This window comes from Nocardioides sp. SR21, from assembly GCF_022761125.1.
In the GTDB taxonomy this organism is placed as follows: Bacteria; Actinomycetota; Actinomycetes; order Propionibacteriales; family Nocardioidaceae; genus Nocardioides.
Genome location: NZ_JAKWJR010000007.1, coordinates 155611 through 180324, shown reverse-complemented (window position 1 = coordinate 180324; position 24714 = coordinate 155611). Strand labels below are relative to the sequence as shown.

The window sequence follows — 24714 nt, the reverse complement described above, 5'->3', positions numbered from 1 at the left end:
TTTCCTTCCGGAGTGAGTGAGCGGGGAGGTTCCCCCGGCTCCTATACACGAGGCCCGAGCCTCGGGCGGGGCACACGTACACGGATCCCGAGTGCCGTGCGGAACGCTAGGGCCCGCGACCGAATCACGGCATTGTTGTTGCGGCCCGTCGGAAAACCTGCAATAAATGTGGGTGGGAGCAGAAGCTGTGCAGGGGGCGGGGCCCGCCGGTTCGGGGGGTTCTAAGTACGGGGGACTATGTCAGTGGAGAGCACGGTTCCGCCAGCGCGCAGACGCGGGCGGCCGCAGCGACTTCCCGAGGATCCGAACACCCTGGCGAGCGGCGTCGTGGGCTGTGACCAGCGGGTCGCGTGGCTGCTCAGCGTCTCCCGGGTGCTCGGTCCGGACCCCGACCTGGCCCGCCGCGACGGCTTCATCGCCGCTCTCAAGGACCGCGGGCTGCCGGTCGACGCCTCCCGCGTCTCGCGCTGGGAGTCCGGGCTCCAGCCGCTGCCGAGCCGCGTGGCGGCGACGTACGAAGACGTCCTCGGCCTGACCGAGGGCTCGCTGGTCTCGGTCGCGGGCGGGCTGCGTCGCTCGTTCGGCACCGGCCCGACGCCCCGCGAGAACGGCACGCGGGACGGCGAGATGTCCGACGCCGAGCTCAACCGGCTGATCGACCTGACCGAGGCCGGCGCCGCCACCGGGGCGCAGTGGCTCCAGCTCGCCGACCACTTCGGGCGCTTCGATCGGATCTTCCTGCGCGAGGGCGACTGGACCGCGCTGTGCCGGCAGCTGGTCACCGAGCTCGGCTCGTCGGTCGGCACCGGCTACGTGCGCCGCTACGAGTCCGCCGCGGCGTTCATCCGGCAGCCCAACGCGCGGCGCCACCTGATCATGGCCGTGGGCCAGTTCGTCACCGACCCCGACACCCAGGTCGTGGCGCCGGTGCTGAACCTGCTCAGCGAGGTCCCCGACCCGGCGGCGGCCGCACTCACGCTGCGGATGCTGTCGGCCGACAGCGACAACAAGTACCTCCGCCGCGCGGCCTCCTCGGTCGCGGCGGTGAAGCTCGCCCGCGGCCACTTCGACGACACCGCGCTCCCCCGTCTCGAGTCACACGTCGTCGGCGCGCTGCGCCGCGGCGAGTCGCTCGACGGCCGCTTGGACTCCTTCGACCTCGCGGTGCGGCTGCCTGAGGAGTCCTGGCAGCGGGTGACCGGAGGCCTGCGCACCCGGCGCGCGCACGCGCTGGTCGCGCAGGCCCGCCAGGGCGACGAGATGATCTCCTCGGCGCGCGCCGCGTCCGTCGTCGCCGACCTCGCCCCGGCCGTGCAGGCCGACACCCCCAGCCACCAGGCCCAGGAACCTGACCTGATGCTGCGCCGGCTGCTGCGCGAGGCGCTGTTCCACTCGCACAAGCCGCGCCGGCACCACGCGGCGCTGCTGGTCGCCGCGTCGCCGTACGCACCGGCCGCGGCGCGGCACTGCCTGAAGATGGCGGCCGACCCCAACGAGCTGCTGGCCGCGCGAGCCTGGACGGTGCTGATGCGGGTGGGCCACGGCGGCCATCGCGAGGCCGTCGTCCGCCACGCGGCGAGCGACGAGCGCCCGTCGGTGCGCGCCCGCGCGCTGGTCAGCGCCGGCCTCAGTGGCGCGCTGACCCCTGAGGAGAGCGCGGCCATCGCGGAGCAGTACGACGCCTCGAAGTCGCTGGAGCGGCACGCGACGCTGTTCGCTCTCGGCATGGCCGGGGCTCCGCAGCTGGCGGCGCTCGCCGAGTCGGACGACGCCGAGACCCAGCGCGGCGCGCGGTGGTGGCTGAACCAGGGCAGCGCGATCCACGACAACGACATGACGGGGCGCGGCACGAGCTGGTCGTGACGGTCTGGACCAGCAGGGGTTCCTGCTGAGTTCCTTTACCGTGACGCTCCGAGCGGTCCTAGGTTGCAGGCGCCTACGTCTTCAACCGAGAGGTTTCTCGCATGCGTTCGTTCCGCCCCTCCGTCAAGGCGGCCATCGCCGTCGGTGGTCTCGCCCTCGCGCTCGTGATCGGTGGCACGGCCGGCGCCGTCGCCGACCAGCTGATCACCGGCAAGGACATCCAGGACAAGTCGATCAAGGCCCGCGACCTGGCCTCCGACAGCGTCAAGAAGCGCCAGCTCGCGGCCAACTCCGTCAGCTGGGACAAGTCCTTCGACGCGGCCACCAAGGCGCAGATCGAGGAGCTCATCGGCGGGGTCGGCCCGGCCGGTCCGCAGGGCGAGCAGGGTCCTGCCGGTGCCCAGGGCCCCAAGGGCGACCAGGGCGAGCAGGGCATCCCCGGCTCCCAGGGCCCCCGCGGCCTCACCGGCCCGGCCGGTGGCGGCGAGCTGGTCTGGGACGACTTCTACGGCGCCGACGGCTGGTCGGACTCCGAGGGAGGCGAGTTCTCCGGGCTGGCCGAGCTGTACCCCTCGTCCGGCGACTCGCTCACGCTCCCCGAGGGCAACTACCTCGTCTCCCTGAAGGGCTTCTTGAACCCCAGCGGCATCCTCGGCCTTCCGTTCCTCTTCGCGGGCGAGCCGACGGACGAGTTCTCGGCGCTCTTCAACGCCTGCGTCATGCCCTACGGCGAAGGCGGCTTCTTCATCCCGATCTGCGACTCCACGTTCCCGATCAGCGTGCAGGAGGGCGACACGCTCCCGCTGCCCGTCCTGATGCCGGCCACCGAGACCGAGGGCTGCGAGGTGGAGTGTCCGGAGCCGGCCATGGTCCGGATGTCGGTCTACAAGATGGGCGGTGCCATCAGCGACGCCACGCTCCCGGACTTCGACCCCTGTGGCGGCTGCAAGACGGCGCCCAAGGGAAGCCCGATGCGCCAGCTCCAGCAGTTCATGAGCAACCGCTGATCCCAGCGCACTGAGGGCGGGTCGGCCGACAGGCCGGCCCGCCCTTCGTCATTGCTGCCGCGCGCGGGTCATCTCCCGGGGCTGGCGCGCGAGCTGACGGCTCTGCGCGACCAGCCGACCGGCGGAGTCCCAGACCTCGCAGTCCTCCTCGAACATGCCGCCGGCGAGGTTGCGAGTCGCGTGGCGGACCTTGAGCCAGCCCGGCGCGGGCTTGGCGCGGACGTGCACGGTCAGCTCGATCGTGGGCGCCCAGCCGATCACCCCGAGGTCGAACGTCACCGGCGGCAGGGCGTCGACGACCGTGAGCAGCGAGATGGGATCGGGCTCGCGGCCGTCGATCAGCCGGAACCACGCGCACAGCTCGCCGCGACCGCTCGGCGAGCCGACGGCCCACCCGACGTGCTGCGGGTGGAAGCGCATGTCGAAGCGCTGCATCAGCGGCGCGATCTTCAGCAGCTCCGGGGGCGCGAACGTGTTCGGCACGCACTCGTCGATCTGCGGGATGCTCGGCGGCTCGGCGGTGGTGCCCACGTCGTCACCGAGCTTGTCGAGGTCGCCGTACGACGCGAGCGCGGTGATCCGCGCGATGCCTCCCTGGTTCAACGACGCGGAGACCGTCGAGATGGTGCCGCCGTCGCGGAGCGGCTCGACGTCGATCGTGGCCGGGCCCGGCTTCGACGCCGACAGGTAGTACGCCGACAGCGCGATCGGGTCGGGCTTGTCGACGAACGTGCGTCTGATCGCGTTGCCCATCACGGAGAGCAGGTAGCCGCCGTTCAGCCCGCCGCCGACCACCCAGCCGGGCGCGAGCTCGGCGGAGTAGGAGTGCTTGGACTCGCGGGCCACCGCGATCTGGCGATCGAACTCGAATGTCACGGCCGCGACTCTAAGGTGAAGACATGACGGACCGGCACCCCCGTTGGGTATACGACGCGGGACAGGAGCCCGACCCGCGTTACTCGCTCGCCAACGAGCGGACGTTCCTCGCCTGGGTGCGTACGGCGCTGGCGATGATCGCCGGCGGGGTCGCGCTGCACGCGCTCGGACTCCCGGAGACCGAGTGGATCCGGTCCACGCTGGCGGTCGCCCTGGTCGCGCTGGGCGGGCTGACGACTGCGCTGGCGCTGCTGCGCTGGGCGCGGGTCGAGCGAGCGATGCGCACCCACCAGCAGCTGCCGGCCTTCACCCTCGGCTACGTGCTGGTCGCCGCCGTCGTGATCGGCTCCGCGCTGCTGGCGGTGGCGTTCGCCTGACGGTCAGCCCTTGCCCTTGCCCTTGCAGGTGAACGTCGCGGTCACGTGCGGGCCGGCGCCGGCGATGCCCTCGGTGTCGACGTCGATCTCGGCGCTGGAGCCGTCCTCGGCGACGTCGAACCCGGCGTCCGGGTCGAGAGCGGTGTACGTCGTGTCACCGATGGTGAGCGTGGCGGTCTGCGGCATCGCGTCGCTGTTCGCGTAGACGAAGAGCTGCGCATCGCCCTCGGTCGAGCTGTACATCGCCATGCCGGGACCGTTGGTGACGCTGCCCTCGCCCTCCCACGACACCTCGGCCGCGCCGGTCGCCTCGACCGACACCGTGCAGTCCTTGTTGAACTGGTTGGCGGCCTCCTCGCGAGCCGACTCGAGAGCCGACGGGTCCATGACCTGCGACGGCTCGTCCGACGCCTTCGGGTCGTCGTCGCTGCCGCTGCACCCCGACAGGACGAGGGCAGCGCTGAGGGCGGTCACGGTCAGGATCGATCGCGGCGAGAACATGGCCCGCAGTCAAACAGAGGTCCCCGAAGAGGTGCACATCGGCGTCGGGGGTCTCGACACGCTCGCTGGCGCTCGCTGCTCGACCAACGAAGCTGCTCGCCTACTCGCACCCCAACCACCGGGTCCTGATGCGCCCGTCGCTCATTCCTCGCGACGGACCACTCGACCAACGAATGCTGAGCCGGGTACGTTCGGTGAAACGATTGTTTCGCCGGCCTCCGGAGGACGACGCGTGCTGCTGGACGAGTTCAATGCGATGGCTGTGCCCGACGCGGCCGCCGCCGTGCGGCCCTGTGTGGGCATCGAGTCCTGGGTGGACGCCGTGGTCGCCGGGCGCCCGTACGGCGATCTCGACGCGATGCTGATCCTCGCCGACGCCCACGCCCGCGCGTGGAACGGCGCGGAGGTCGAGGCGGCGCTCGCCGACCACCCACGGATCGGCGAGCGGCACGCCGGGAGCGGCGCCAGCGCGGCGATGTCGGGTCGGGAGCAGGGGGGCGTGAGCCGCGACGCCGACGTCCAGGCCCGGTTGGCGGCGGGGAACGCGGCGTACGAGGAGAGGTTCGACCGGATCTTCCTGGTCCGCGCCGCCGGACGTGACGCCGACGAGATCCTCGCGCTGCTCGAGGAGCGGCTCGGGAACGACCCGGAGACCGAGCTCGGCGTGACCGCCGGCCAGCTCCGCGAGATCGCCGTACTGCGGCTGAAGGGACTGTTCGCATGACGACGCTGTCGACCCACGTCCTCGACACCACGGCGGGTGCGCCCGCCCGGGACGTGGCGGTCGTCCTCGACGGCGGCGCAGCGGAGGGCCGCACCGATGCCGACGGACGGTGCCGCTTCGACGTCGACCTCGACCCCGGGACGCACCGGCTGACCTTCGACACCGGGGCGCGGTCCGACTTCTACCCGGAGGTCACCGTGACCTTCTCGATCCCGGCGGACCGCTCGCACGTCCACGTGCCATTGCTGCTGAGTCCGTACTCCTACTCGACGTACCTGGGAAGCTGACATGACCGGACGGATCGTGCTCGGCGCCAACCAGTACGGCAAGGCCGAGGTTCGGCTGGTCCGCGTCGACCGTGTCTCGACAAGCTCGACGACCGAACGGCACGCGATCAGCGACCTCAGCGTCACCACCCAGCTGCGCGGAGACTTCGAGGCCTGCCACACCGAGGGCGACAACAGCCACGTGGTCGCGACCGACACCCAGAAGAACACCGTGTACGCGTTCGCCCGCGAGCACGGCGTCGGAGCGCCCGAGACGTTCCTCCTCACGCTGGCCCACCACTTCATCGACGAGTTCGAGTGGGTGACGGGCGGGACGTTCACGGCCGAGCAGTACGCCTGGGAGCGGATCGCCGACCACGACCACGCGTTCCAGCGCACGGGCCGCGAGACCAGGACCGCGATGGTCGAGATCGACGGGGACGAGGAGGTCGTCGTTGCCGGCCTCCAGGACTGCACGGTGCTGAAGTCGACGGGCTCGGAGTTCCACGGCTTCCCGCGCGACCACTACACGACGCTCGCCGAGACCGACGACCGGATCCTCGCGACCAGCGTCACCGCGTCGTGGCGGTACGCCGCGGCCTGGGTCGACTACGACGCGACGTACGCCGGTGTCCGCGACACGCTTCTCGCGACGTTCGCCGACCACCACTCGCTCGCGCTGCAGCAGACGATCTTCGAGATGGGCAAGGCGGTCCTCGAGAAGTACGACGCGATCACCGAGATCAGCCTGTCCTGCCCGAACAAGCACCACTTCCTCGTCGACCTCTCGCCGTTCGAGCTCGACAACCCGGGCGAGGTCTTCTACGCCGCGGACCGGCCCTACGGACTCATCCAGGCGACCGTCCGCCGGGAGCCTGGATGACGGTGACTGCGCTCAGAAGTCAACGGGTGCTGGTGGATGACGCTTTCGTGCCGGCCACGATCACCATCGAGGCCGGGCGGATCGGCGCGATCGCGCCGTACGACCACGAGGTGTCAGGCACCGTGGTCGAGGCGCCCTGCGTGCTGCCCGGCGTGGTCGACACACACGTGCACGTGAACGAGCCGGGCCGCACCGAGTGGGAGGGGTTCGTGACCGCGACCCTCGCCGCGGCGGCCGGCGGCGTCACGACGCTCGTCGACATGCCGCTGAACTCGATCCCGCCGACCACGACGCTGGCAGGGCTGAAGGCCAAGCTGGACGCGGCTTCCGGTGAGCTCGCGGTGGACGTCGGCTTCTGGGGCGGCGCGGTGCCGGGCAACGTGGCCGACCTCGAGCCGCTGTGGGACGCCGGGGTCTTCGGGTTCAAGTGCTTCCTGTCGCCGTCGGGGGTCGACGAGTTCCCCCACCTGTCCGCGCCCGAGCTTCGCGACGCGCTCGCCGAGGTCGCCCGGCTCGACGCGCTGCTGATCGTGCACGCCGAGGACGCCGCCGTCCTCGCCGAGTCGCCCGCGCCGCCGAGCCGTTCCTACGCCGACTTCCTGCTGTCCCGGCCGGACCGGGCGGAGACCGATGCGATCAGGATGCTGCTCGACGGTGCGCGCGAGACCGGCGCGCGGGTGCACGTCCTGCACCTCTCCAGCGCCCGGGCGCTCGACCTGCTGGCGGATGCGAAGGCCGAGGGACTGCGCGTCACCGTCGAGACCTGCCCGCACTACCTGTGCTTCGCCGCCGAGTCGATCCCCGACGCGGCGCCGGCGTACAAGTGCTGCCCGCCGATCCGCGACCGCGGCAACCGCGACGCGCTCTGGCAGGGGCTGCACGACGGGATCATCGACCTGGTGGTCAGCGACCACTCCCCCGCCACCGAGGCCGAGAAGTCCCGCGGCGACGGGGATCTCCAGCAGGCGTGGGGCGGGGTCGCCGGGCTGCAGGTCGGCTTCACCGCGGTCGCGCACGAGGCGCGCCGGCGCGGGGTCGGCCTGGAGCAGGTCAGCCGCTGGATGTCGCGCAGCACCGCTGACCTGGTCGGCCTGACGCACAAGGGCCGGATCGAGGTCGGCGCGGACGCCGACCTGCTGGTGTACGACGAGGCCGCCGAGCTCGTCGTCGACGCGCGCGAGCTCGCGCACCGCAACCCGATCTCGGCGTACGACGGCCGGCGCTACACCGGGCGCGTCATCGACACCCTGGTCCGCGGCCGGGCCGGACAGACCGGTTGGGGCCGGCAGCTGAGGAGGAACCCGTGAGCGAGCTCAACCCGCCGCAGCGGCTGCTGATGGGACCGGGTCCGATCACGGCCGACCCGCGCGTGCTGCAGGCGATGTCGAAGCAGCTCGTCGGCCAGTTCGACCCGTGGATGACGGCGGCCATGACCGACACGATGGCGCTCTACCGCCAGGTGTTCCGCACGGAGAACGAGCAGACGTTCCTGGTGGACGGCACGTCGCGCGCCGGCATCGAGGCCGCGCTCGTCTCGATGATCGAGCCCGGCGATCGCGTGCTGGTGCCGGTGTTCGGCCGGTTCGGCCACCTGCTCGCCGAGATCTCCGAGCGCTGCCGGGCCGAGGTGCACACGATCGAGGTGCCGTGGGGCGAGGTGTTCGAGCCCGAGGCCGTCGAGGCCGCCGTACGCGAGGTGCGGCCGAAGGTGCTGGCGATCGTGCAGGGCGACACGAGCACCACGATGTGCCAGCCGCTGGCGAACATCGGCGAGATCTGCCGGGGCCACGACGTGCTGCTCTACTGCGACGCGACGGCCTCGATCGGCGGCAACGACTTCGAGACCGACCAGTGGGGGCTCGACATCGCGACCGCCGGACTGCAGAAGTGCCTGGGCGGTCCATCGGGCAGCGCACCGATCACGATCTCACCGCGGGCGGCCGAGCTGATCAACGCGCGCAAGCACGTGGAGGCCGGCATCCGCGACGACTCCGACACCGACGTCGGGGCCCGGATCGCCAGCAACTACTTCGATCTCGCGCAGATCATGGACTACTGGGGTCCGCGGCGGCTCAACCACCACACCGAGGCGACGACGATGCTGTACGGCGCCCACGAGTGCGCGCGACTGCTCGTCGAGGAGGGTCTCGACAACGCGATCGCCCGGCACGCCCTGCACGGCAGGGCGATGCTCGCCGGGGTGCAGGGCCTCGGCCTCGACGTCTTCGGCGACGTGGAGCACAAGATGAACAACGTGGTCGCGGTCGAGATCCCCGACGGCGTCGACGGCGACGGCGTACGCGCCGAGCTCCTCGACGACTTCGGGATCGAGATCGGGACGTCGTTCGGTCCCCTGCACGGCCGGGTCTGGCGGATCGGCACGATGGGCTACAACGCCCGCGCGGAGGCCGTGCTCCAGACGCTCGACGCGCTCGAGAAGGTGCTGCGTCGCGACGGCGGCGTCGCGGCCGCGAACGAGGTGTACGCATGACGACCGCCCGTGAGGTCCTCGACCGCTGCGCCCAGCTGGACCGGGCCACCTCCGACCCGCCCCGGCTCGAGCGCGTCCACCTGTCCGCCGAGCACGCCGCCGCGAACGCGCTGGCCGCGGCCTGGATGGAGCAGGCCGGGCTGCGCAGCTGGCAGGACGCCGCCGGCAACCAGTGCGGGCGCCGCGAAGGCAGGACGCCCGGACTTCCCGCTCTGCTGCTGGGCTCCCACCTCGACACCGTGCCGGACGCCGGGTCGTACGACGGGATGCTCGGCGTGGTGATCGCGATCGCGGTCGCCGAGCGGCTCCGCGACGCCGACCTGCCGTTCGCGCTGGAGGTGATCGGCTTCAGCGACGAGGAGGGCACCCGCTTCGGCACCGCGCTGCTGGGGAGCGCCGCCGTGGCCGGGCACTGGCGCGACGAGTGGTGGGACCTCCGCGACCGCGACGGCGTCACGCTGCACCAGGCGTTCACGAAGTTCGGCCTCGACCCGCGCCGGGTCGGCGAGGCCGCTCGTGCGCCGGAGGACCTGGTCGGCTACCTGGAGGCGCACATCGAGCAGGGGCCGTTCCTCGAGGCCGCGGACCGGTCGCTCGGCTACGTGACCACGATCGCCGGCGCCCGGCGGTTCCGGCTGTCGGTCATCGGCGAGGCGCGGCACGCCGGCGGGACGCCGTACCCCCGGCGGCGCGACGCGCTGGTCGGCGCCAGCGAGGCGATCACCACGATCGAGCGGATGGCGCGCGCGACCGGGGACCAGGGCTGCATCGCGACCGTCGGCCGGATCGAGGTCCAGCCCGGCGCGGTCAACGTGATCCCGGGGCGCGCCGACCTCAGCCTCGACCTGCGGGCCGCGACCGACGCCGAGCGCGACGCGATGTGGGACGCGATGCGCGCCGAGATCGAGCTGCTCTGCGCGGCGCGCGGGCTGCGGCTCGAGGTCGTGGAGCACCACACCGCGCCGGCCGTCCCGTGCGCGCCGTGGCTTCAGGAGGCGGTCTGCGACGGCATCCGCTCCACCGGTGACGACGACCCGATGGGGCTGTGGAGCCGGGCCGGGCACGACGCGATGGCGATCGGGCTGACCACCGACGTGGGGATGCTGTTCGTCCGGTGCCACGACGGGATCAGCCACCACCCCGACGAGGACGTGCGTGAGTACGACGTGGCCGCGGCGCTCGACGCCTTCGAGGCCGCGGTGCTCCGGGTCGCCGCAGCGGTGGAGGCGCGATGATCGTGGGAGCCGGGGTCGGCGGTGCGTGGGCAACCGTTTCGACCCAGCAGACGGTTGCTGGCTCACCGCCGGCCGGCGGCGGGCCGGGCCAGCGGTGCGTAGGCAACCGTTTCGAACCGGCAAACGGTTGCTGGCTCACCGCCGACCGGGCGGTGGAGGCGCGATGAGGATCGACGAGCGGATCACCGAGAGGTACGCCGGTCTCTCCCCGCAGGAGCAGCGCGCGGCCCAGACGCTGCTCGAGCACCTCGACGAGCTGGCGACGTACCGCTCCGCGGAGCTGGCCGAGATGGCCGGCGTGTCGAAGGCGACGATGAGCCGGCTGTTCCGGCACCTCGGGTTCGAGGACTTCGACGAGGTGCGCGAGCACCTGCGGGAGCTGCGGTCCAATGGCGAGCCGCGGCGCGTCGACGGCGCCCCCAGCCTCAGCGCCCACCTCGCCCACGAGACCGAGTCGCTCCGCGCCGCGCTGGAGAGCCCGGCGATCCCCGAGGTCGTCGCGCTGCTGGCCGCGGCCCGGCGGGTGCTCGTCGTCGGCTGGCGCAACAGCCACCCGGTCGCGCTGCACCTGCGACAACAGCTCACGCACGCGCGCGGCGACGTACGTCTCGCGCCGCTGCCGGGCCAGGTCGTCGGCGAGGAGCTCGCTGACCTCGGCGCCGGCGACGTGGTGGTGGCGGTGGGCTTCCGGCGCCGGCCAGCCGGGTTCGGCGACTTCCTCGTGGAGGCGGGGGCCACCGGTGCGACGGTCGTGCTCCTGGCCGACGGCACCGCCCGGAACCACGCGGCGAGGGCCACGCACTGGCTCGAGTGCCCGGTGTCGAGCACGCTCGCGTTCGACAGCTACGCGGCCGCGATGAGCGTGGTGAGCGTGCTGGCGGACGGCGTGCTGTCCGCGGCCGGGCGGTCCGCCCGCGACCGAGCCTCGGAGATCACCGCGGCGTACTCCCGACTCTCGGAGGTGGAGCAGTGACCGACAAGACCTGGCTGGACCGTGCGGTGGAGCGCGCGACGGCGAACGTCGCCGAGAACGGCGGACCGTTCGCCGCGATGGTCGTCCGCGAGGGCGAGCTGATCTCGGTCGGGACGAACCGCGTCACCCGCGACCTCGACCCGACGGCGCACGCCGAGGTCGTGGCCATCCGCGAGGCCTGCGCCAAGCTCGGTGACTTCTCGCTGGCCGGGTCGGTGCTCTACACGTCCTGCGAGCCGTGCCCGCTCTGCGTCGCTGCCTGCCTGTGGGCGCGGCTCGACCGTGTCGTGTACGCCGCCGACCGCCATGACGCGGCGCGTGGAGGCTTCGACGACCACGAGTTCTACGAGCTGATGGACCGCGATCGGGAGACGTGGCCGATGCCGGTGCACCGCGGCGACCAGGCCGGCTCGTTCGCGCCGTTCGAGGCGTGGCTGGCGAAGCCGGACCGCACGGAGTACTGAGGCCGAGGTCACAGGGCAGCCCTCAACCCGGGGCCTGGATCGACCGATATCTCCTGGTAGGTGGGACGCGTCCACGGACGGACGCGGGTGACTCGGCATTCAGGAGGAAGCGTCGATGAGTCTCAGCATCAACCCGGACCTGATGGGTCTGCAGGACTCCTCGCGCCTGCAACAGCTCTGGGAGGTCGCACTCCTCGGCAACGTGGGGTCGCAGACGAGAGCGGCCGACGTCGTCGGCGACGACGCCGTGGTCGCGACGGTCTCCGTCAGCCTCGCCGGCGGAGCACGCAGCGCCCAGGACGGCCTCGCCATCGTCCAGACCGCCGACAATGCCTTCGGCGACGTCGCCTCGTTGCTGAGGAGAATGGACCACATCGCCATGATCTGCGGCGCCACGGCCGAGCTCAGCCCCGTCGCCCAGTCCGCGCTCCGGGGCAAGTTCGAGGAGCTCCAGGCCGAGGTGCAGCGGATCCAGGCCGGCGCGACCTGGAAGGGCATCGATGTGCTCGCCGGGCACGACCTGACGTTCAAGGACGGGCCGGACGAGGAGGACAACGTCACGATCAGCGGCGCGACCACGCTCTCCCCCGTCGACGTCTCCCAGGCGACCGTCGCAGACCCGACCGCGGTGGAGGCGGCCAGGAACCTGGTCGACAGCAAGCGGGCGGACCTCGCCGCCGTACGAGACCGGCTCAGCGACGGGCTGCGCGGCTTCGGCACGTCCGTCGAGAGCACGCCGGCGATCAGCCACGGCGCCACGCCGGTGGGCGACAGCCCGGGCGGCCGGCTCTCGATGCTGCTCTGACCCTCAGTCGGCCAGCATCTGCGCCGCCCGCGCCAGGTCGTCGACCCCCCGGGCCAGCTCGTCGGGGCGGTCGGTGGCGAGGTCGAGGTGGAAGCCGTACAGCGCCGAGTCGACGAGCGTGACGACGCGGGCGACCCGGCGGGCCGGCGCGCCGCTACGCACGAGGTAGCCCGCCAGCGCGGACGACCAGCGCTCGTTGCTGGCCCGTGCCTCGCTGAGGTAGGGCTCGCTGCCGAACAGCCCGCTGGCAGCCGCCTGGACGTAGACGTCGAGGCAGCTGTTGAGCGGCTCCTCGCCGAACGCCGTCCAGAGCCGGTTCACCGCGGACCGGACCGTCGGCGCACCGGGCATCGCGTCGACGTACGCGCTGGATCGCTCCCCGCAGCGGGCGACGACGGCGGAGACCAGCGCGTCGCGGTTCCCGAAGTGGTAGATGAGCATCCGGTCGCTGGTGTCGATCGCGGCCGCGAGGGGGCGCAGCGTCAGCCCGATCAGCCCGTGCTGCATCACGTGATCGGTGGCTCGATCCAGCAGGTCCTCGCGACGGCTCACGACCTCAGCGTAGCGACTGCTACAGTTTGTAGCGACTGCTACAGAAATGAGGAAGAGTCGTGCTCGGCGCAATCGTGCTGCTGATGGTGGCGATCGGCATCGAGGTCCTGGCGACCTCGCTGCTCCCGAAGGCGGACGGGTTCCGCGACCCCGGGTGGACGATCGCCGTGCTGGCCGGCTACACGTTGAGCATCTGGATGCTGACCGTCGTCGTACGCACCCTGCCGGTGTCGGTCGCGTACGCGATCTGGGCGGGCCTCGGCACCGCCGTGGTCGCGGTCGTCGGCTACCTCTACCTCGGCGAGTCGATGGGCGCGGTCAAGGCGATCTCACTCGCGATGATCGTCGCTGGCGTCGTCGGCCTCAACCTCACCGGCGCGCACTGACGTCCACGTCGAGTCGGGAGTTTCTGTCCGTTGAATCGGGACTTTCTGTCACCCCGACGACGGAAACTCCCGACTCAACGGACGGAAAGTCCCGATTCAACCGTCAGACTGCGCTGGCCGCGGCGCGGCCCGCCGTGCGGCCGGAGAACAGGCAACCGCCGAGAAACGTGCCCTCCAGGGCGTTGTAGCCCATCATCCCGCCGCCGCCGAAGCCGTTGACCTCGCCCGCGGCGTACAGGCCGGGGAGCGGGTCGCCGGAGGCGGTGAGGCAGCGGCCGTCGAGGTCGGTCTCCAGGCCACCGAGCGTCTTGCGGGTGAGCACGTTGAGGCGTACGGCGATGAGCGGGCCGGCCTTGGGGTCGAGGAGCTTGTGCGGGCTCGCGACCCGGATCAGCTTGTCGCCGCGGTACTTCCGCGCGCCGCGGATCGCGGTGACCTGGGCGTCCTTGGTGAACTCGTTGTCGATCTCGCGGTCGCGCTTCTCGATCAGGTCGCGCAGCTCGGCCTCGACGATCAGCGGCTTGTCGCCGACCTTGTTCATGCCGCGCACCAGCTCGCCCAGGTCGTCGGCGACGACGAAGTCCTCACCGTGCTGCTTGAACGCCTCGACCGGACCGGGCGCGCCGGCCTTCACGCGCGACAGCAGGAGCTTGACGTCCTTGCCGGTGAGGTCGGGGTTCTGCTCCGAGCCCGAGAGCGCGAACTCCTTCTCGATGATCTTCTGCGTCAGCACGAACCACGAGTAGTCGTAGCCGGTCGTGCGCAGGTGGTGGAGCGTGCCGAGGGTGTCGAAGCCCGGGAAGTACGGCGCGGGCAGCCGCTTGCCGGTCGCGTCCAGCCAGAGCGACGACGGGCCGGGCAGGATCCGGATGCCGTGGTTCTCCCAGATCGGGTCCCAGTTGCGGATGCCCTCGACGTAGTGCCACATCCGGTCGGGGTTGATGACCCGCGCGCCGGCGGCCTCGGTGATGCCGAGCATCCGGCCGTCCACGTGCGCGGGCACGCCGGCGACCATCGTCCGCGGCGGCGTGCCGAGCCGGGCCGGCCAGGTCTTGCGGACCAGGTCGTGGTTGCCGCCGATGCCACCGCTGGTGACGATCACCGCCTGCGCGCGCAGCTCGAAGTCGGACACCTCCACGCGGCTGCTGGCCTTGCCGCGGTCGACGGCGGTCGGCTCGAGCAGCTTGCCGCGTACGCCGACGACGGTGCCCCCGTCGAGCAGCAGGTCGTCGACGCGGTGCCGGAAGCCGAACGTGAGGCGACCGGTCGCGGCGTGCTCGCGGCAGCGGCGCTCGAACGGCTCGACCACGCCGGGGCCGGTGCCCCAGGTGATGTGGAAGCGGGGCACCGAGTTGCCGTGCCCGTCGGCGCGGCCGTCGCCGCGCTCGGCCCAGCCGACGACCGGAAAGATGCGGTGCCCCATCTCGCGCAGCCAGGAGCGCTTCTCGCCGGCCGCGAAGTCGACGTACGCCTCGGCCCAGCGGCGCGGCCACCGGTCCTCCTCGCGGTCGAACTGCGCGCTGCCGAGCCAGTCCTGCATGGCCAGGTCGCGGGAGTCCTTGATGCCCATCCGGCGCTGCTCGGGGCTGTCCACGAGGAACAACCCGCCCAGGCTCCAGAAGGCCTGGCCGCCCAGCGACTGCTCCCCCTCCTGGTCGAGGAGCAGCACGCGCTTGCCCGCGTCGGCGACCTCGGCAGCAGCAACCAGTCCGGCGAGGCCGGCACCTACGACGATCACATCGGTGTCCACGGCCGGGATCCTCCCACGAGCACCTCCCCGGAGCGGTCTGGACCGGTTCGTCCGAAATCCGGCGGAAGTTCGTCACAACCGTCACACTCATCACGCGCGCCATGGGACTCAGGTAGGTCCGCACCGTGCCGATGAGAGATCTCGGGAGGTCGATATGCAGCGAGGAGCAGTACCGCCGCATCCCTCCCTGCCCACGGTTCTCGTGGTCGCTGCCGGCACCGGCGAGAACGGCGCGGTCGCGCGGGCGGTCAACGCCGCCGCGGACTCCCTGCTGGTCACCCACGCCCTGACGCTCGCCGCCGCGCTGCGCGCGCTGAGCACCGGCACCTTCGACTGCGTGCTGGTCGACGCGGGCGGTCCCGGCCTCTCCGCCGCCGACCTCGCGAAGGCCCTGCGCGGCCCCGCCGGCTCCGCCGCCCTCGTGGTCGTCGATCCCGATCCCGCGAACCAGGAGCTCGAGGACACCGCCGACCTGGTGCTCGCTCCCCGCGACCTGCACCGCGAGTGGCTGCGCCCGCTCGGCCGCACCATCGAGCACGGCCGGCTCCGGCTCGCGCTGCGCGCCGCCGAGAGCCGCGTCGAGCGCCTCTCCGGCATCGTCGAGTCGGTCACCGACGCGGTGTTCACGACCACGACAGAGGGCGTCGTCACCGGCTGGAACAACGGCGCCGAGCTGCTGTACGGCTACCCGTCCGCCGAGATCGTCGGCGCGCACGTCTCGAGCCTGCACCCGCCGGGCTCCGACGAGCCGCGCCGGATCATGGCGATGATCCACGAGGGCAAGTCCGTCCTCGGCCTGGACACCCTGCGTCGTACCCGTGACGGCCGGCTGGCCGAGGTCACCATGAACGTGACCCCGCTCGCCGACGACGACGGCGAGCTCGCCGGCGCCGTGATCGTGGCCCGCGACATCAGCGACCGGCTCGAGCTCGAGGCCGAGCTGGTCCGCGTGACCATGCACGACGCGCTCACCGGGCTGCCGAACCGGTCGTACCTGACCTACCGGCTCTCGCAGGCGCTGTCCGACGCGCGCAACGGCAACCGCGAGGTCGCCGTGCTGCACATCGATCTCGACCAGTTCAAGGCCGTCGACGACGTCTACGGCCACGTGCTCGGAGACCGGGTGCTCGCCCGGGTCGCGGAGCGGCTGCGCGCGCTGGCCGGACCGACCGACATCGTGTCCCGCGTCGGCGGCGACGAGTTCGTCTTCGTCTGCCCCGATGTCGGCGTCGAGGAGGCCGGCGAGTTCAGCGAGCAGGTGCTCGCCGCGATCGCCGAGCCGATCGCGATCGACGGCCGCGGCCTGCGCGTCGGTGCCAGCATCGGCATCGCGGTGGCCCCGCCGCTCGAGTTCGACACCGAGCTGCTGCTCAAGCACGCGGACGCGGCGATGACCGAGGCGAAGGCCCGAGGCCGCGCCCGCAGCCAGCTGTTCGACCCCGCGCTGACCCGCCGCGCCGGTGAGCAGAACCGGCTCGCCAACGACCTGCGCGAGGCGATCGCGCACGACCTGCTCGAGGTGCACTTCCAGCCCGTGATGGGCCTCGCGTCCGACCAGGTGGTCGGCGTCGAGGCGCTCGCCCGCTGGGAGCACCCGGAGCTCGGCACCGTCTCCCCCGGCGTCTTCGTGCCGCTGGCCGAGACGCACGGCATCGCCGCTGAGCTCGACCGCTGGGTCCTCGACCGCGCGTGCCACGAGACCGTGGACGCGATCGACTCCGGCCTGGTGCCGCCGACCTTCCACGTGGCGGTCAACCTCTCCGCCCGCTCGCTGGACGACCCGCGCCTGGTGGACGTGGTCGACGACGTCGTACGCCGCTCCGGCCTGGAGCCGGGCTCGCTGGTCCTCGAGATCACCGAGACGGCGCTGCTGCACAACCGCGACGCCGCCCGTGCCACCATCGACGGCCTGCGCGACCTCGGTGTCGGCGTGGCGCTGGACGACTTCGGCACCGGCTACTCGTCGCTGAGCTTCCTGCGCGAGCTCCCCGTGACCGTCGTGAAGATCGACCGCTCGTTCGTCCGCGACGCCGTGGAGCGCCCCGAGGACCTCGCGATCACCGAGGCGATCGTGCGGCTGGCCAACGGCCTCGGCCTGCAGACCGTCGCCGAGGGCGTCGAGACCGTCGAGCAGCGCGACCTGCTGCGCCGGCTCGGCTGCGAGAGCGCCCAGGGCTTCCTGTGGAGCGGCGCCGTGCCGATGGCCTCGCTGCCCGACAAGCTGCTCGGCGACCGCGCCCGCGCCCGGGTCGCCCGCCTGCGCGAGCCCAACGCGGCGCGCTTCAGCGGCGAGCGTCGGGTCGCGACCCCGCGCCGCCGCGTCCTCGAGGCGGCCGCTGCCGCCGAGCACACGACCGCCTGCTGCCTGCGTGGCGGGCTCGAGGCCGGTCAGAGCTGGCTCGTCGTCAGCACCCCCGACCGCCGCGAGGCGTTCGCCCGCTCGCTCGGCTCCCTGCACGGCACCGCGGTCGCCAACGGCCAGCTCGTCGAGCTCGACGCCTACGAGACGCTGCGCAAGGTCACCGGCTCGGACGGCCGCCTCGACGCCACCCGCTTCGAGAACGTCGTCGGCACCGCGCTGCGCGCCCTCGGCACGGCCAGCGACCTGGTCGGCGTGCACGCCGAGCTCGGCCACGTCACCCAGCCGCTGCTGAGCCTGCGCGTGTCGACCGACCTGCGCCGCCAGCTGCACACGGTCGGCCAGCTCACGCTGGAGTACGGCGACCACCCGGCCGACTGCGCCGGCCACGGCGAGCGGTCGCTGCAGCAGCTCGGGCTGGTCGACGGCTCGGCGACTGCGTAGTCACCGGCAGCGGCGCCGGCCGACCTAGGAGTCCTCGCCGCCGGCGACCACGATCCGCCGGCCACCACCCTGCTTGGCGCGGTACATCGCCTCGTCGGCGCGACGTACGACGACGTCGAAGGGGTACTGCGGCGCCAGCGCGACGCCGACGCTGAGGCTCGCCTCGTGGTCCGTGTCGTCGATGCGGATCGGCGTCGCGAACGCGTCGAGGATCCGGTGCGCGACGATCAGCGCCTCCTCGACGCCGGTGTCCTCGCAGATCACCGCGAACTCGTCGCCGCCGAGGCGGCCGACGGTGTCGGTGGCGCGCACCGAGGCCTGCAGCCGGGTCGCGACCTCACGCAGGACGTCGTCGCCGGTCTGGTGGCCGTAGGTGTCGTTGATCTGCTTGAACGCGTCGAGGTCGATGAACAGCACGGCGGTCTCGCGACCCTCGTAGCGCCGCGCGCGGGCGGCGGCGGTCTCGAGCCGGTCGAGGAACAGGTAGCGGTTCGGCAGCGCGGTCAGCGGGTCGTGGAGCGCCCGGCGCAGCAGCGCCCGCTCGGCCTGCCGGGCGTCGGTGACGTCGGACAGCGTGATCAGGGAGCCGAGCCGGTTGTTGCGGCTGTTCAGCGGGCGCAGCGACACCTTGAGGGTGCGCTCGCGCCCGTCGGGCAGCTGGTGCACCACGTCGTGCACCTCGGTGTCATCGGCGTCGTCGGCGAGCCCGAACAGCTGCAGCGGGGTCTGGCCGCTCATCTCGGCGACGGTGAGGCCGACGATCTCGGCGGCGGTCTCGTTCGCGAAGATCACGGTGCCCTCGGGCGAAGTGGCCATGATGCCCTCGGGGGCGGTCTCCACCATCGCGCGGTGCAGCGCCTCGGAGAGCCGCAGCGCCTCCTCGGTGCGCACCCGCTCGGAGATGTCGTTGATGTTCGCGACGATGCCGCCGATCTCGGGGTCCGCCATGCAGTTCGCGGCGGTCACCTCGACCCAGCGCCACGTGTCCTGGGCGTCGCGGAGCCGCAGCACCACGCGGTCCTGGCGGTGCGGCTCGGCGAGCAGCCGGGCGAGCAGGTCGACCACGGCGGTGACGTCGGTCGGGTGGATGAACTCCCAGCCCAGGTGCGCGGTCTGGTCCTCGGGGTCGTAGCCCAGCAGCCGGTCCAGCGCGACCGAGGAGAAGGTCAGCGTGAGGTCCTCGTCGAGGATCGCGGCGGTGTCCCACCCGCGCCGGTGCAGCACCTCGGTCAGCGGCTGCGGGTCGTCCTCGGGCCCGGCCTCGCGCACCGAGGCGGCGACGGCGTACGGCGTACCGTTCGGCTCGCGCAGCAGTGCTGCGTCCAGCACCAGCGGGAGGTCGTGACCCTCCGCGTCGCGGAACCGGCCCCGGTGGCTGATCGACTCCACGCCGCCGGCGCGCAGCCGGAGCAGCGCCGCGTCGAACGCGGCGACGTCGTCGGGGTGCATCAGCTCGGCGAGGTTGGAGTCGGCGAACCAGCCCTCGCCGCGGCCGAACAGCTCGCACCACGCGGGGTTCGCGGAGTCCAGCTGGCCGTTGAGGTCGAGGATCGCCTGGGCGGTGACGGCCTGGTCGAAGTGCGCCCGCGACATCTCGAGGGCGAGGGCGAGCTCGCGCTGCTCGCGCAGGAACGCGGTGACGTCGCGCAGGATCACCACGACCCCGCAGACGGTGCCGTCGCTCCCCGGCACCGGGCCGAGCGTGACCTGGACCTTGAACGACGAGCCGTCGCGCCGCAGCCCGGTCTCGACGAACGGCTGGACGCGGTCGCCGGCGAGGAGGCGGCGGACCGCCACGGCGCGCAGCTCGGCGCCGTCGCTCGTGAAGAGCTCGTCGAGCTCCCGGCCGAAGAGGCTCTCGGGCCGCCAGCCCAGGACGTGCTCGGTCGCCGGGCTGGCCCACAGGATCGAGCCCTGCTCGTCGAGGGAGAGGATGCAGTCGTCAGACGCAGCGGCGATGCTGGTCAGCAACCGGCCCTGGTCGATCTCGCGCATCATCCCCCCGGACGGCATGCTCTCCGCGAGGCCGTTCCAGCTCATCTAACGCGGTCCTTCCGCTTCCTGGAGAAGATACAAGTCACCCAGGCACGACCTCGCGGACTCGCGCGAGATCGGTGCACTGCGTGTTCAGGTCATCGGTGGCCCGAAGGGGTGACTTGAGAGTGTCGTCACAGGCCGACGAGGCGCAGGTACGCCGCCCCGAGCGGCCCGCCGGCGAGCATCCCGAGGGCTGCCCCGCTGACCAGGAACGGCCCGTGCGGGACCTTCGAGCCGGCCCGCGCGAGGCCGGCCAGCATCAGCACCACGCCGACGACCGCGCCGATCGCGAACCCGGCGCCGAGACCGACCAGCGCGGGACCCCAGCCCAGCCAGCCGAGCGCCAGGCCGAGCACCGGGGCGAGCGCGACGTCGCCGAGGCCCATCCCCCGGCCGGCCGTCGCCAGCCAGATCCCGCCGTACACCGCGAGCCAGAGCGCGGACGCCGCGAGCGCGGTCGGTACCGGGGCGGCGCCGTACCGCACGGCGTCGATGCCCAGCGCCAGCACGGTGCCGACCGCCATCGCGCCGGTGACGCCGAACGGCAGCCGCCGGTGGTCGAGGTCGATCATCACCAGCGCGATGCCGGCGGCGGTGACGACCAGCGCCGCACCGGCGTACGGCGTCGCGCCGAAGCGCCAGCCGACGAGGACGAACAGCAGCCCGGTGGCCAGCTCGACCAGCGGGTAGCGTGCCGCGATGGGAGCGGCGCAGTCGCGGCAGCGGCCGCGGAGCACCAGCCAGGACAGCACCGGCACGTTGTCGAAGGCGCGCACCGGGTGCGCGCACGCGGGGCAGGCCGAGCCCGGCGAGACCAGGGAGAGGCCGGCGGGGACCCGGTGGATGACCACGTTGAGGAACGAGCCGATCAGCAGGCCGAGGAGGCCGACGGACGTCAGGTACGCCGCGGTCACGACGCCCGCTCCGCCGATCCCAGCACCGACGCGAGCCGCTCCGGCGTCGGGGCGTCGCCGGCGACGAGGTCCCAGCGCAGGTCGACGGTGACCAGCGCGTCGTCCCCCGCACGGACGGCCGACGTGACGAGGTGTGCCTCGAACGAGGCCGCCTGGGCCTGCAGGCCCAGCCGACGAGCGCCCTCCAGGTCGCCGGCACCGGCGAGGAGGTCGGCGATCGCCTGGCAGTCGGCGGCCGCGATCCGCAGCTCGGCGACGAGGTCGGCCGGCGCGAGGCCACCGAGCCGGGCAGCCGTACGCGTCTCGGCCTCGACGGCACCGGGACCGGGGCCGCGCTCCAGGTGGTCGAGGTCGTCGAAGCGATCGGTCAGCAGCTGGTGCACGGACGGGTCGAACGTCGAGACCAGCGCCTCGCGGGCGACCTCCACGAGGTCGCGGCCGGTCGGGCCGGAGTCGGTGAGAGCGGCGGCTGCCGCCTCGATGGAGGCCGCGATGGTCTCCCCGATCGCAGCGAGCTCGGCGGCCGGGTCGGGAGCCTCGGCGAGCCCGTTGCTCCAGAGCAGCTCCTCGAGCACGTGCACGTCCGCAGCCCAGGCGGCCAGCTGGGCCATCCTCGGGTCGCCGGCCGCGGCGTAGCGGCGCGAGAGCCCGCCGTACTCGTGTGCGGTGGTGGGCATCGTGGTGGTCATCGTGCTCACGCCGCCGTGTGGTGTCGCTGCCGCCGCTTGCCACGACGGGACTCCTCGCGGGCCGGGGGCGGCACGGGCAGCACGACCTCGTCCCCGGGCTCCAGGTCGACCACCGGCTCAGGTGCCGGCTCAGGTGCCGGCGCCGAGGCGATCGCCGCCGTCCGCACGCCCGCGGGCAGCTGCGGGGGCGGGGCGATGATGTGGGTGGCGATGCCCGGCAGGACCGGGCGGGCGAAGCCGTCGACGTCCAGGCGCTCGACCGCCGCCACCACCCGGGCCGCGGCGTGACGCGGGTCGTCGTGGTCGTCGGCACGGGCCGCGACCGCGCGGACGGCGAGCAGCACGCGTCGGCGGTACGCCGCCTCGTCGCCCGCGAGCACCGGTACGTCCGGCGCCACCTCGAGGGCCTGCTCGAGCACGCGGACCTGGGCGCGCAGGGCGCGGACGGTGGTGGACGAGTCGTCGGTCGGCTCCTCCACGACCTCCATGAGCTCCGGCTCCTCGACGACCTCGGGCTCCTCGGAGCGGCGGCGGCGCATCTGCAGGTTCATGGTCATCCTTCCGACTGGACGGTGCTGGCGGCGAGGTTCAGCGTCTTGGCGGGGTCGGCGACCGGGGGCATCACGAACATGTCGCCCGCGACCGTGGTCGTGTAGATGCCGGTCAGGGGGTCCCCGGCGAGGTTCACGGTGCGCACGAGGTAGGCCCGCGGCATCTGCTCGAGGTTCTCCAGCAGCTGCTGGGTCTGGTCGTAGCTGCCGGTGATCGAGACGGTCACCGTCTGCCGGGCCAGCTGGCCGGCGGTCGCAGTCGAGGTGTCGGCAGCAGGATCGACCGGAGCCGCGGGGTCGGTGGTCGAGCCGATGGTCGGCGGCGTCGGGCTGAGGGTGGTGACGCCGTCGGCCCCGATCCCGGCCTCGACGGCGGCCGCGGTGACCGCCTCGAAGAGTCCCGGCTGGTCCGCGGTCGGCGGGAACTGCTCGGCGAGCGCCGCAGCGATCCGCCGGGTCGAACCGAGCTCCTCGCGCTGCTGCTCGAGGGAGGCGAGCTGGGTGGCGAGCAGCTGGTTCTGCGCGCGGGTCGCGTCGACCTGCTCGCGCCGCTCGGACAGGGTGCTGGTCTCAGGGCCGACGACGAGCGTCCAGCCGAGTGCGGCGACCGCCAGCAGGGACAGGCCTCCGACGACCTTGGTGGCGGTGGGGGTACCGAGGTCCATCAGCTCTCTCCGGCCGGCTTCTCGGGGGCGTAGCGCCCGCTGAAGACCTTCTCCGACAGCCCGACCGACCCGCTGAACGACACCTCGTCGCTCTCGCCGGTCGTCGTGGTCGAGATGAACGGCTCGACGAACAGCCCGGCCTTGCCGAGGCTGACCACCATCTCGCCGACCTCGGCGCGGCTGGCCGCCGTACCAGCGAGCGTCACGCACCCCACGACCACGCGGGTGTTGAAGGGGTCGGGGCCGGGGCAGGCGCTGGCGGGTACGGCGACCGCAGCGGGCGCGGCCGGGTCGGCAGGCACCGGGCGGCCGGTCATGGTGATGGCGACGGTGGCGAGCTCGGCACCGACCGGGGTCGCGTCCTGGATGCCCTCGAGCACCTCGGACAGGAAGACGTCGTCGGCCATCGCGGTCTGGACCGTGAGGACCTGGACGGCGACCCCGTCGACGTACACGCGCACCGGCTGCAGGCGCTGGGTCTGCGAGGTCAGACGGGAGGTCTTCGCGGCCTCGATGGCGACCAGCTTGTCGGCCTCGGCGACGCGGACGTGCTGGTAGGCCCACGCACCGCCGACGAGCATCATCAGCACGACCCCGGCGGCGACGAAACCGCGGCGCAGCCGGCGCGCGGCCATCCGCTCGAACGCCGACTCCGGCAGCAGGTTGACGCGAGGCAGGGTGCTCACTTGGCGGCTCCCACGCAGAGACCGGCCGGTACGGCGAGTGCCACCAGGCCGTCGCCGGTGAGCCCGATCCGGCCGGGGACCTTGACCCGCGACGTGACGTCGAAGGTCTCGACCGGGACGCCGACGCGCGCGGCGAGCAGCTCGTCGAACCCGCCGAGTAGCGCACCCGAGCCGGTGAGCACCAGGCGGGCGACGCCGTCCTGTCCGGCCGCGTCGGGGTTGGAGTCGCGGTAGAAGTCGAGGGTCGTGGCGATCTCGTCGGCGAGCGCGTTCGCGGCCGCGACCACCACCTGCTGGGCGGCGTGGTCGAGACCGTCGGACCGCTGGCCCACCACGCTCTGCTGGAGCGGGTCGAGGTGCGCGTGGCCCGGCAGGCCGACGTACCGCTTGGTGCGTTCGGCGTCCTCCCACGACCAGTCGTAGCGCTCCTGGACGGCGGCGGTGATCGTGTCGCCGCCGATGCCGGGGATCATCCGGACGTAGCGGGGCGTGCCGCCGGCGTGCACGACGAGCGAGACGACGTCGGCGCCGATGTCGACGATCGCCTCGGTCTCCGCGGCTCGGGTCATCGGCGCGCGGGCGCGGACCAGCGCGAACGGGAGCAGGTCGACCCCGCGGGCCTGGAGGCCGGCGCGGTGGGCGGCGTCGACGAACCCGTCGACCATGTCGCGGGACGCCGCGACGAGGAGGATCCGCGAGACCCGGCGGGTGGTGCCGTTCTCGGCGGGCAGCTCGAGCTCCTCGAGCTGGTGGTAGTCGAGGTTGGCCTCGTCGACCGAGATCGGCAGCACGTCCTGCACCTGGTAGCGCAGCGCCTTGCGGAAGTCGGCCGGGGGCATCCAGTCGAGGTCGAGCTGACGCACGAGCACGCCGGCGTTCGCGATGCCGAGGGTGACGTTCTTGGTGCGGAACTTCCCCCGCGACCACAGCGTCCTGAGCGCCTCTGTCAGTGCGTCGCCGTCGACGACGCCGCCGGTGCGGACCACTCCGGGCGCGAGCGCCACCTCGGCGTACCGGCGCAGCGTCGAGCGCCGGCGCCCGGGGGCGAACTCGGCCGCGCGCACACCAGAGCTGCCGATGTCCAGTCCGACCAGCGTGCGCGGCATGTGTGTGCTCCGAGAGGGTTCCGAGAGGTGGATCTCCCCGTGTCTTCGGCGCCTGGAGACGGTGACTTGAGCCCGGACCAGCACTTTCCTCGGACCGTCCTGGAGTCGCT

The 24714-nt window shown here is 72.6% G+C and carries 25 protein-coding genes; 14 read left to right on the top strand and 11 right to left on the bottom strand.

The features are described from left to right. Positions 1–327: 327 nt before the first annotated feature. Positions 328–1863, top strand: coding sequence for a hypothetical protein (locus MJ604_RS14910; RefSeq protein WP_243059285.1), 1536 nt, complete (start codon positions 328–330; stop codon positions 1861–1863). A gap of 101 nt (positions 1864–1964) precedes the next feature. After that, a complete protein-coding gene (locus MJ604_RS14905) occupies positions 1965–2870 on the top strand; it encodes a collagen-like protein (protein ID WP_243059284.1) in 906 nt (301 codons plus the stop codon). Positions 2871–2918: 48 nt separating this feature from the next. On the opposite strand, the gene MJ604_RS14900 is transcribed toward MJ604_RS14905, so the two are convergent. After that, the gene (locus tag MJ604_RS14900; protein ID WP_243059283.1) at positions 2919–3746 is read right to left on the bottom strand and encodes a thioesterase family protein; all 828 of its coding nucleotides are present in this window, start codon (positions 3744–3746) and stop codon (positions 2919–2921) included. A 23-nt stretch (positions 3747–3769) separates the two neighbouring features. On the opposite strand from MJ604_RS14900, the gene MJ604_RS14895 reads away from it, so the two are divergent. Then, positions 3770–4123: a YidH family protein gene (locus MJ604_RS14895; protein ID WP_243059282.1), complete on the top strand. Its 354-nt coding sequence runs from the start codon at positions 3770–3772 to the stop codon at positions 4121–4123. Positions 4124–4126: 3 nt separating this feature from the next. On the opposite strand, the gene MJ604_RS14890 is transcribed toward MJ604_RS14895, so the two are convergent. Then, positions 4127–4624 (bottom strand): hypothetical protein, encoded by a 498-nt coding sequence (locus tag MJ604_RS14890; protein WP_243059281.1) that lies wholly within the window; start codon positions 4622–4624, stop codon positions 4127–4129. Positions 4625–4856: 232 nt separating this feature from the next. Here MJ604_RS14890 and uraD point away from each other — a divergent pair, with 232 nt between their 5' ends. The 9 genes from uraD (at position 4857) to MJ604_RS14845 (ending at position 12465) form a co-directional block, all read left to right on the top strand. Next, entirely contained in the window at positions 4857–5348 is a 492-nt protein-coding gene (gene uraD, locus MJ604_RS14885) for a 2-oxo-4-hydroxy-4-carboxy-5-ureidoimidazoline decarboxylase (RefSeq protein WP_243059280.1), read from the top strand. Then, entirely contained in the window at positions 5345–5635 is a 291-nt protein-coding gene (locus MJ604_RS14880) for a hydroxyisourate hydrolase (RefSeq protein ID WP_243059279.1), read from the top strand. Before uraD ends, MJ604_RS14880 begins: the two co-directional genes overlap by 4 nt. A 1-nt stretch (position 5636) precedes the next feature. After that, positions 5637–6497: a factor-independent urate hydroxylase gene (gene pucL, locus MJ604_RS14875; protein WP_243059278.1), complete on the top strand. Its 861-nt coding sequence runs from the start codon at positions 5637–5639 to the stop codon at positions 6495–6497. After that, the gene (gene allB, locus MJ604_RS14870; RefSeq protein ID WP_279236008.1) at positions 6494–7804 is read left to right on the top strand and encodes an allantoinase AllB; all 1311 of its coding nucleotides are present in this window, start codon (positions 6494–6496) and stop codon (positions 7802–7804) included. Before pucL ends, allB begins: the two co-directional genes overlap by 4 nt. After that, positions 7801–8988 carry an alanine--glyoxylate aminotransferase family protein gene (locus MJ604_RS14865; protein WP_243059276.1) on the top strand — a complete coding sequence of 396 codons (1188 nt, stop codon included), beginning with the start codon at positions 7801–7803 and terminating at the stop codon, positions 8986–8988. Before allB ends, MJ604_RS14865 begins: the two co-directional genes overlap by 4 nt. Beyond that, positions 8985–10223: an allantoate amidohydrolase gene (locus tag MJ604_RS14860; RefSeq protein WP_243059275.1), complete on the top strand. Its 1239-nt coding sequence runs from the start codon at positions 8985–8987 to the stop codon at positions 10221–10223. The genes MJ604_RS14865 and MJ604_RS14860 overlap by 4 nt, the downstream gene beginning before the upstream one ends. Positions 10224–10386: 163 nt before the next feature. After that, positions 10387–11196, top strand: coding sequence for a MurR/RpiR family transcriptional regulator (locus MJ604_RS14855; protein ID WP_243059274.1), 810 nt, complete (start codon positions 10387–10389; stop codon positions 11194–11196). After that, entirely contained in the window at positions 11193–11660 is a 468-nt protein-coding gene (locus tag MJ604_RS14850) for a nucleoside deaminase (RefSeq protein ID WP_243059273.1), read from the top strand. The genes MJ604_RS14855 and MJ604_RS14850 overlap by 4 nt, the downstream gene beginning before the upstream one ends. A gap of 115 nt (positions 11661–11775) precedes the next feature. Further along, positions 11776–12465 carry a hypothetical protein gene (locus tag MJ604_RS14845; protein WP_243059272.1) on the top strand — a complete coding sequence of 230 codons (690 nt, stop codon included), beginning with the start codon at positions 11776–11778 and terminating at the stop codon, positions 12463–12465. Between the two features lie 3 nt (positions 12466–12468). On the opposite strand, the gene MJ604_RS14840 is transcribed toward MJ604_RS14845, so the two are convergent. Next, the gene (locus MJ604_RS14840) at positions 12469–13017 is read right to left on the bottom strand and encodes a TetR family transcriptional regulator (protein ID WP_243059271.1); all 549 of its coding nucleotides are present in this window, start codon (positions 13015–13017) and stop codon (positions 12469–12471) included. A 59-nt stretch (positions 13018–13076) separates the two neighbouring features. Between MJ604_RS14840 and MJ604_RS14835 the strand changes: the two genes are divergently transcribed. Then, positions 13077–13403 (top strand): multidrug efflux SMR transporter, encoded by a 327-nt coding sequence (locus MJ604_RS14835; protein WP_243059270.1) that lies wholly within the window; start codon positions 13077–13079, stop codon positions 13401–13403. A 103-nt stretch (positions 13404–13506) separates the two neighbouring features. On the opposite strand, the gene MJ604_RS14830 is transcribed toward MJ604_RS14835, so the two are convergent. Next, positions 13507–15153: an FAD-binding dehydrogenase gene (locus MJ604_RS14830; RefSeq protein ID WP_243059269.1), complete on the bottom strand. Its 1647-nt coding sequence runs from the start codon at positions 15151–15153 to the stop codon at positions 13507–13509. 154 nt (positions 15154–15307) lie between these two features. Between MJ604_RS14830 and MJ604_RS14825 the strand changes: the two genes are divergently transcribed. Next, complete coding sequence (locus MJ604_RS14825) at positions 15308–17956, top strand: bifunctional diguanylate cyclase/phosphodiesterase (protein WP_243059268.1); 2649 nt, start codon at positions 15308–15310, stop codon at positions 17954–17956. A 24-nt stretch (positions 17957–17980) separates the two neighbouring features. Here the strand turns inward: MJ604_RS14825 and MJ604_RS14820 are convergent, their stop codons facing one another. The 7 genes from MJ604_RS14820 to pilM form a co-directional block, all read right to left on the bottom strand. Next, positions 17981–19996 carry a bifunctional diguanylate cyclase/phosphodiesterase gene (locus MJ604_RS14820; protein ID WP_243059267.1) on the bottom strand — a complete coding sequence of 672 codons (2016 nt, stop codon included), beginning with the start codon at positions 19994–19996 and terminating at the stop codon, positions 17981–17983. A 128-nt stretch (positions 19997–20124) separates the two neighbouring features. Beyond that, positions 20125–20907, bottom strand: coding sequence for an A24 family peptidase (locus tag MJ604_RS14815; RefSeq protein ID WP_243059266.1), 783 nt, complete (start codon positions 20905–20907; stop codon positions 20125–20127). After that, positions 20904–21605 carry a hypothetical protein gene (locus MJ604_RS14810; protein WP_243059265.1) on the bottom strand — a complete coding sequence of 234 codons (702 nt, stop codon included), beginning with the start codon at positions 21603–21605 and terminating at the stop codon, positions 20904–20906. Before MJ604_RS14810 ends, MJ604_RS14815 begins: the two co-directional genes overlap by 4 nt. Beyond that, positions 21602–22147, bottom strand: a complete 546-nt coding sequence (locus MJ604_RS14805) for a hypothetical protein (RefSeq protein WP_243059264.1) — start codon at positions 22145–22147, stop codon at positions 21602–21604. The genes MJ604_RS14810 and MJ604_RS14805 overlap by 4 nt, the downstream gene beginning before the upstream one ends. 2 nt (positions 22148–22149) lie before the next feature. Next, the gene (locus MJ604_RS14800; protein ID WP_243059263.1) at positions 22150–22812 is read right to left on the bottom strand and encodes a hypothetical protein; all 663 of its coding nucleotides are present in this window, start codon (positions 22810–22812) and stop codon (positions 22150–22152) included. Further along, on the bottom strand, positions 22812–23498 hold the full coding sequence (locus MJ604_RS14795) for a hypothetical protein (RefSeq protein ID WP_243059262.1): 687 nt from the start codon (positions 23496–23498) through the stop codon (positions 22812–22814). Before MJ604_RS14795 ends, MJ604_RS14800 begins: the two co-directional genes overlap by 1 nt. Next, on the bottom strand, positions 23495–24604 hold the full coding sequence (gene pilM / locus MJ604_RS14790; protein ID WP_243059261.1) for a type IV pilus assembly protein PilM: 1110 nt from the start codon (positions 24602–24604) through the stop codon (positions 23495–23497). The genes MJ604_RS14795 and pilM overlap by 4 nt, the downstream gene beginning before the upstream one ends. Positions 24605–24714: the final 110 nt, after the last annotated feature.

Coding starts and splice junctions, on each gene's coding strand:
- pilM (WP_243059261.1), bottom strand. CDS start 24,604: ATGCCGCGCACGCTGGTCGGACTGGACATCGGCAGCTCTGGTGTGCGC.
- MJ604_RS14800 (WP_243059263.1), bottom strand. CDS start 22,812: ATGGACCTCGGTACCCCCACCGCCACCAAGGTCGTCGGAGGCCTGTCC.
- allB (WP_279236008.1), top strand. CDS start 6,494: ATGACGGTGACTGCGCTCAGAAGTCAACGGGTGCTGGTGGATGACGCT.
- MJ604_RS14855 (WP_243059274.1), top strand. CDS start 10,387: ATGAGGATCGACGAGCGGATCACCGAGAGGTACGCCGGTCTCTCCCCG.
- MJ604_RS14880 (WP_243059279.1), top strand. CDS start 5,345: ATGACGACGCTGTCGACCCACGTCCTCGACACCACGGCGGGTGCGCCC.
- MJ604_RS14845 (WP_243059272.1), top strand. CDS start 11,776: ATGAGTCTCAGCATCAACCCGGACCTGATGGGTCTGCAGGACTCCTCG.
- MJ604_RS14860 (WP_243059275.1), top strand. CDS start 8,985: ATGACGACCGCCCGTGAGGTCCTCGACCGCTGCGCCCAGCTGGACCGG.
- MJ604_RS14890 (WP_243059281.1), bottom strand. CDS start 4,624: ATGTTCTCGCCGCGATCGATCCTGACCGTGACCGCCCTCAGCGCTGCC.
- MJ604_RS14825 (WP_243059268.1), top strand. CDS start 15,308: ATGCAGCGAGGAGCAGTACCGCCGCATCCCTCCCTGCCCACGGTTCTC.
- MJ604_RS14820 (WP_243059267.1), bottom strand. CDS start 19,996: ATGAGCTGGAACGGCCTCGCGGAGAGCATGCCGTCCGGGGGGATGATG.
- MJ604_RS14805 (WP_243059264.1), bottom strand. CDS start 22,147: ATGAACCTGCAGATGCGCCGCCGCCGCTCCGAGGAGCCCGAGGTCGTC.
- pucL (WP_243059278.1), top strand. CDS start 5,637: ATGACCGGACGGATCGTGCTCGGCGCCAACCAGTACGGCAAGGCCGAG.
- MJ604_RS14895 (WP_243059282.1), top strand. CDS start 3,770: ATGACGGACCGGCACCCCCGTTGGGTATACGACGCGGGACAGGAGCCC.
- MJ604_RS14905 (WP_243059284.1), top strand. CDS start 1,965: ATGCGTTCGTTCCGCCCCTCCGTCAAGGCGGCCATCGCCGTCGGTGGT.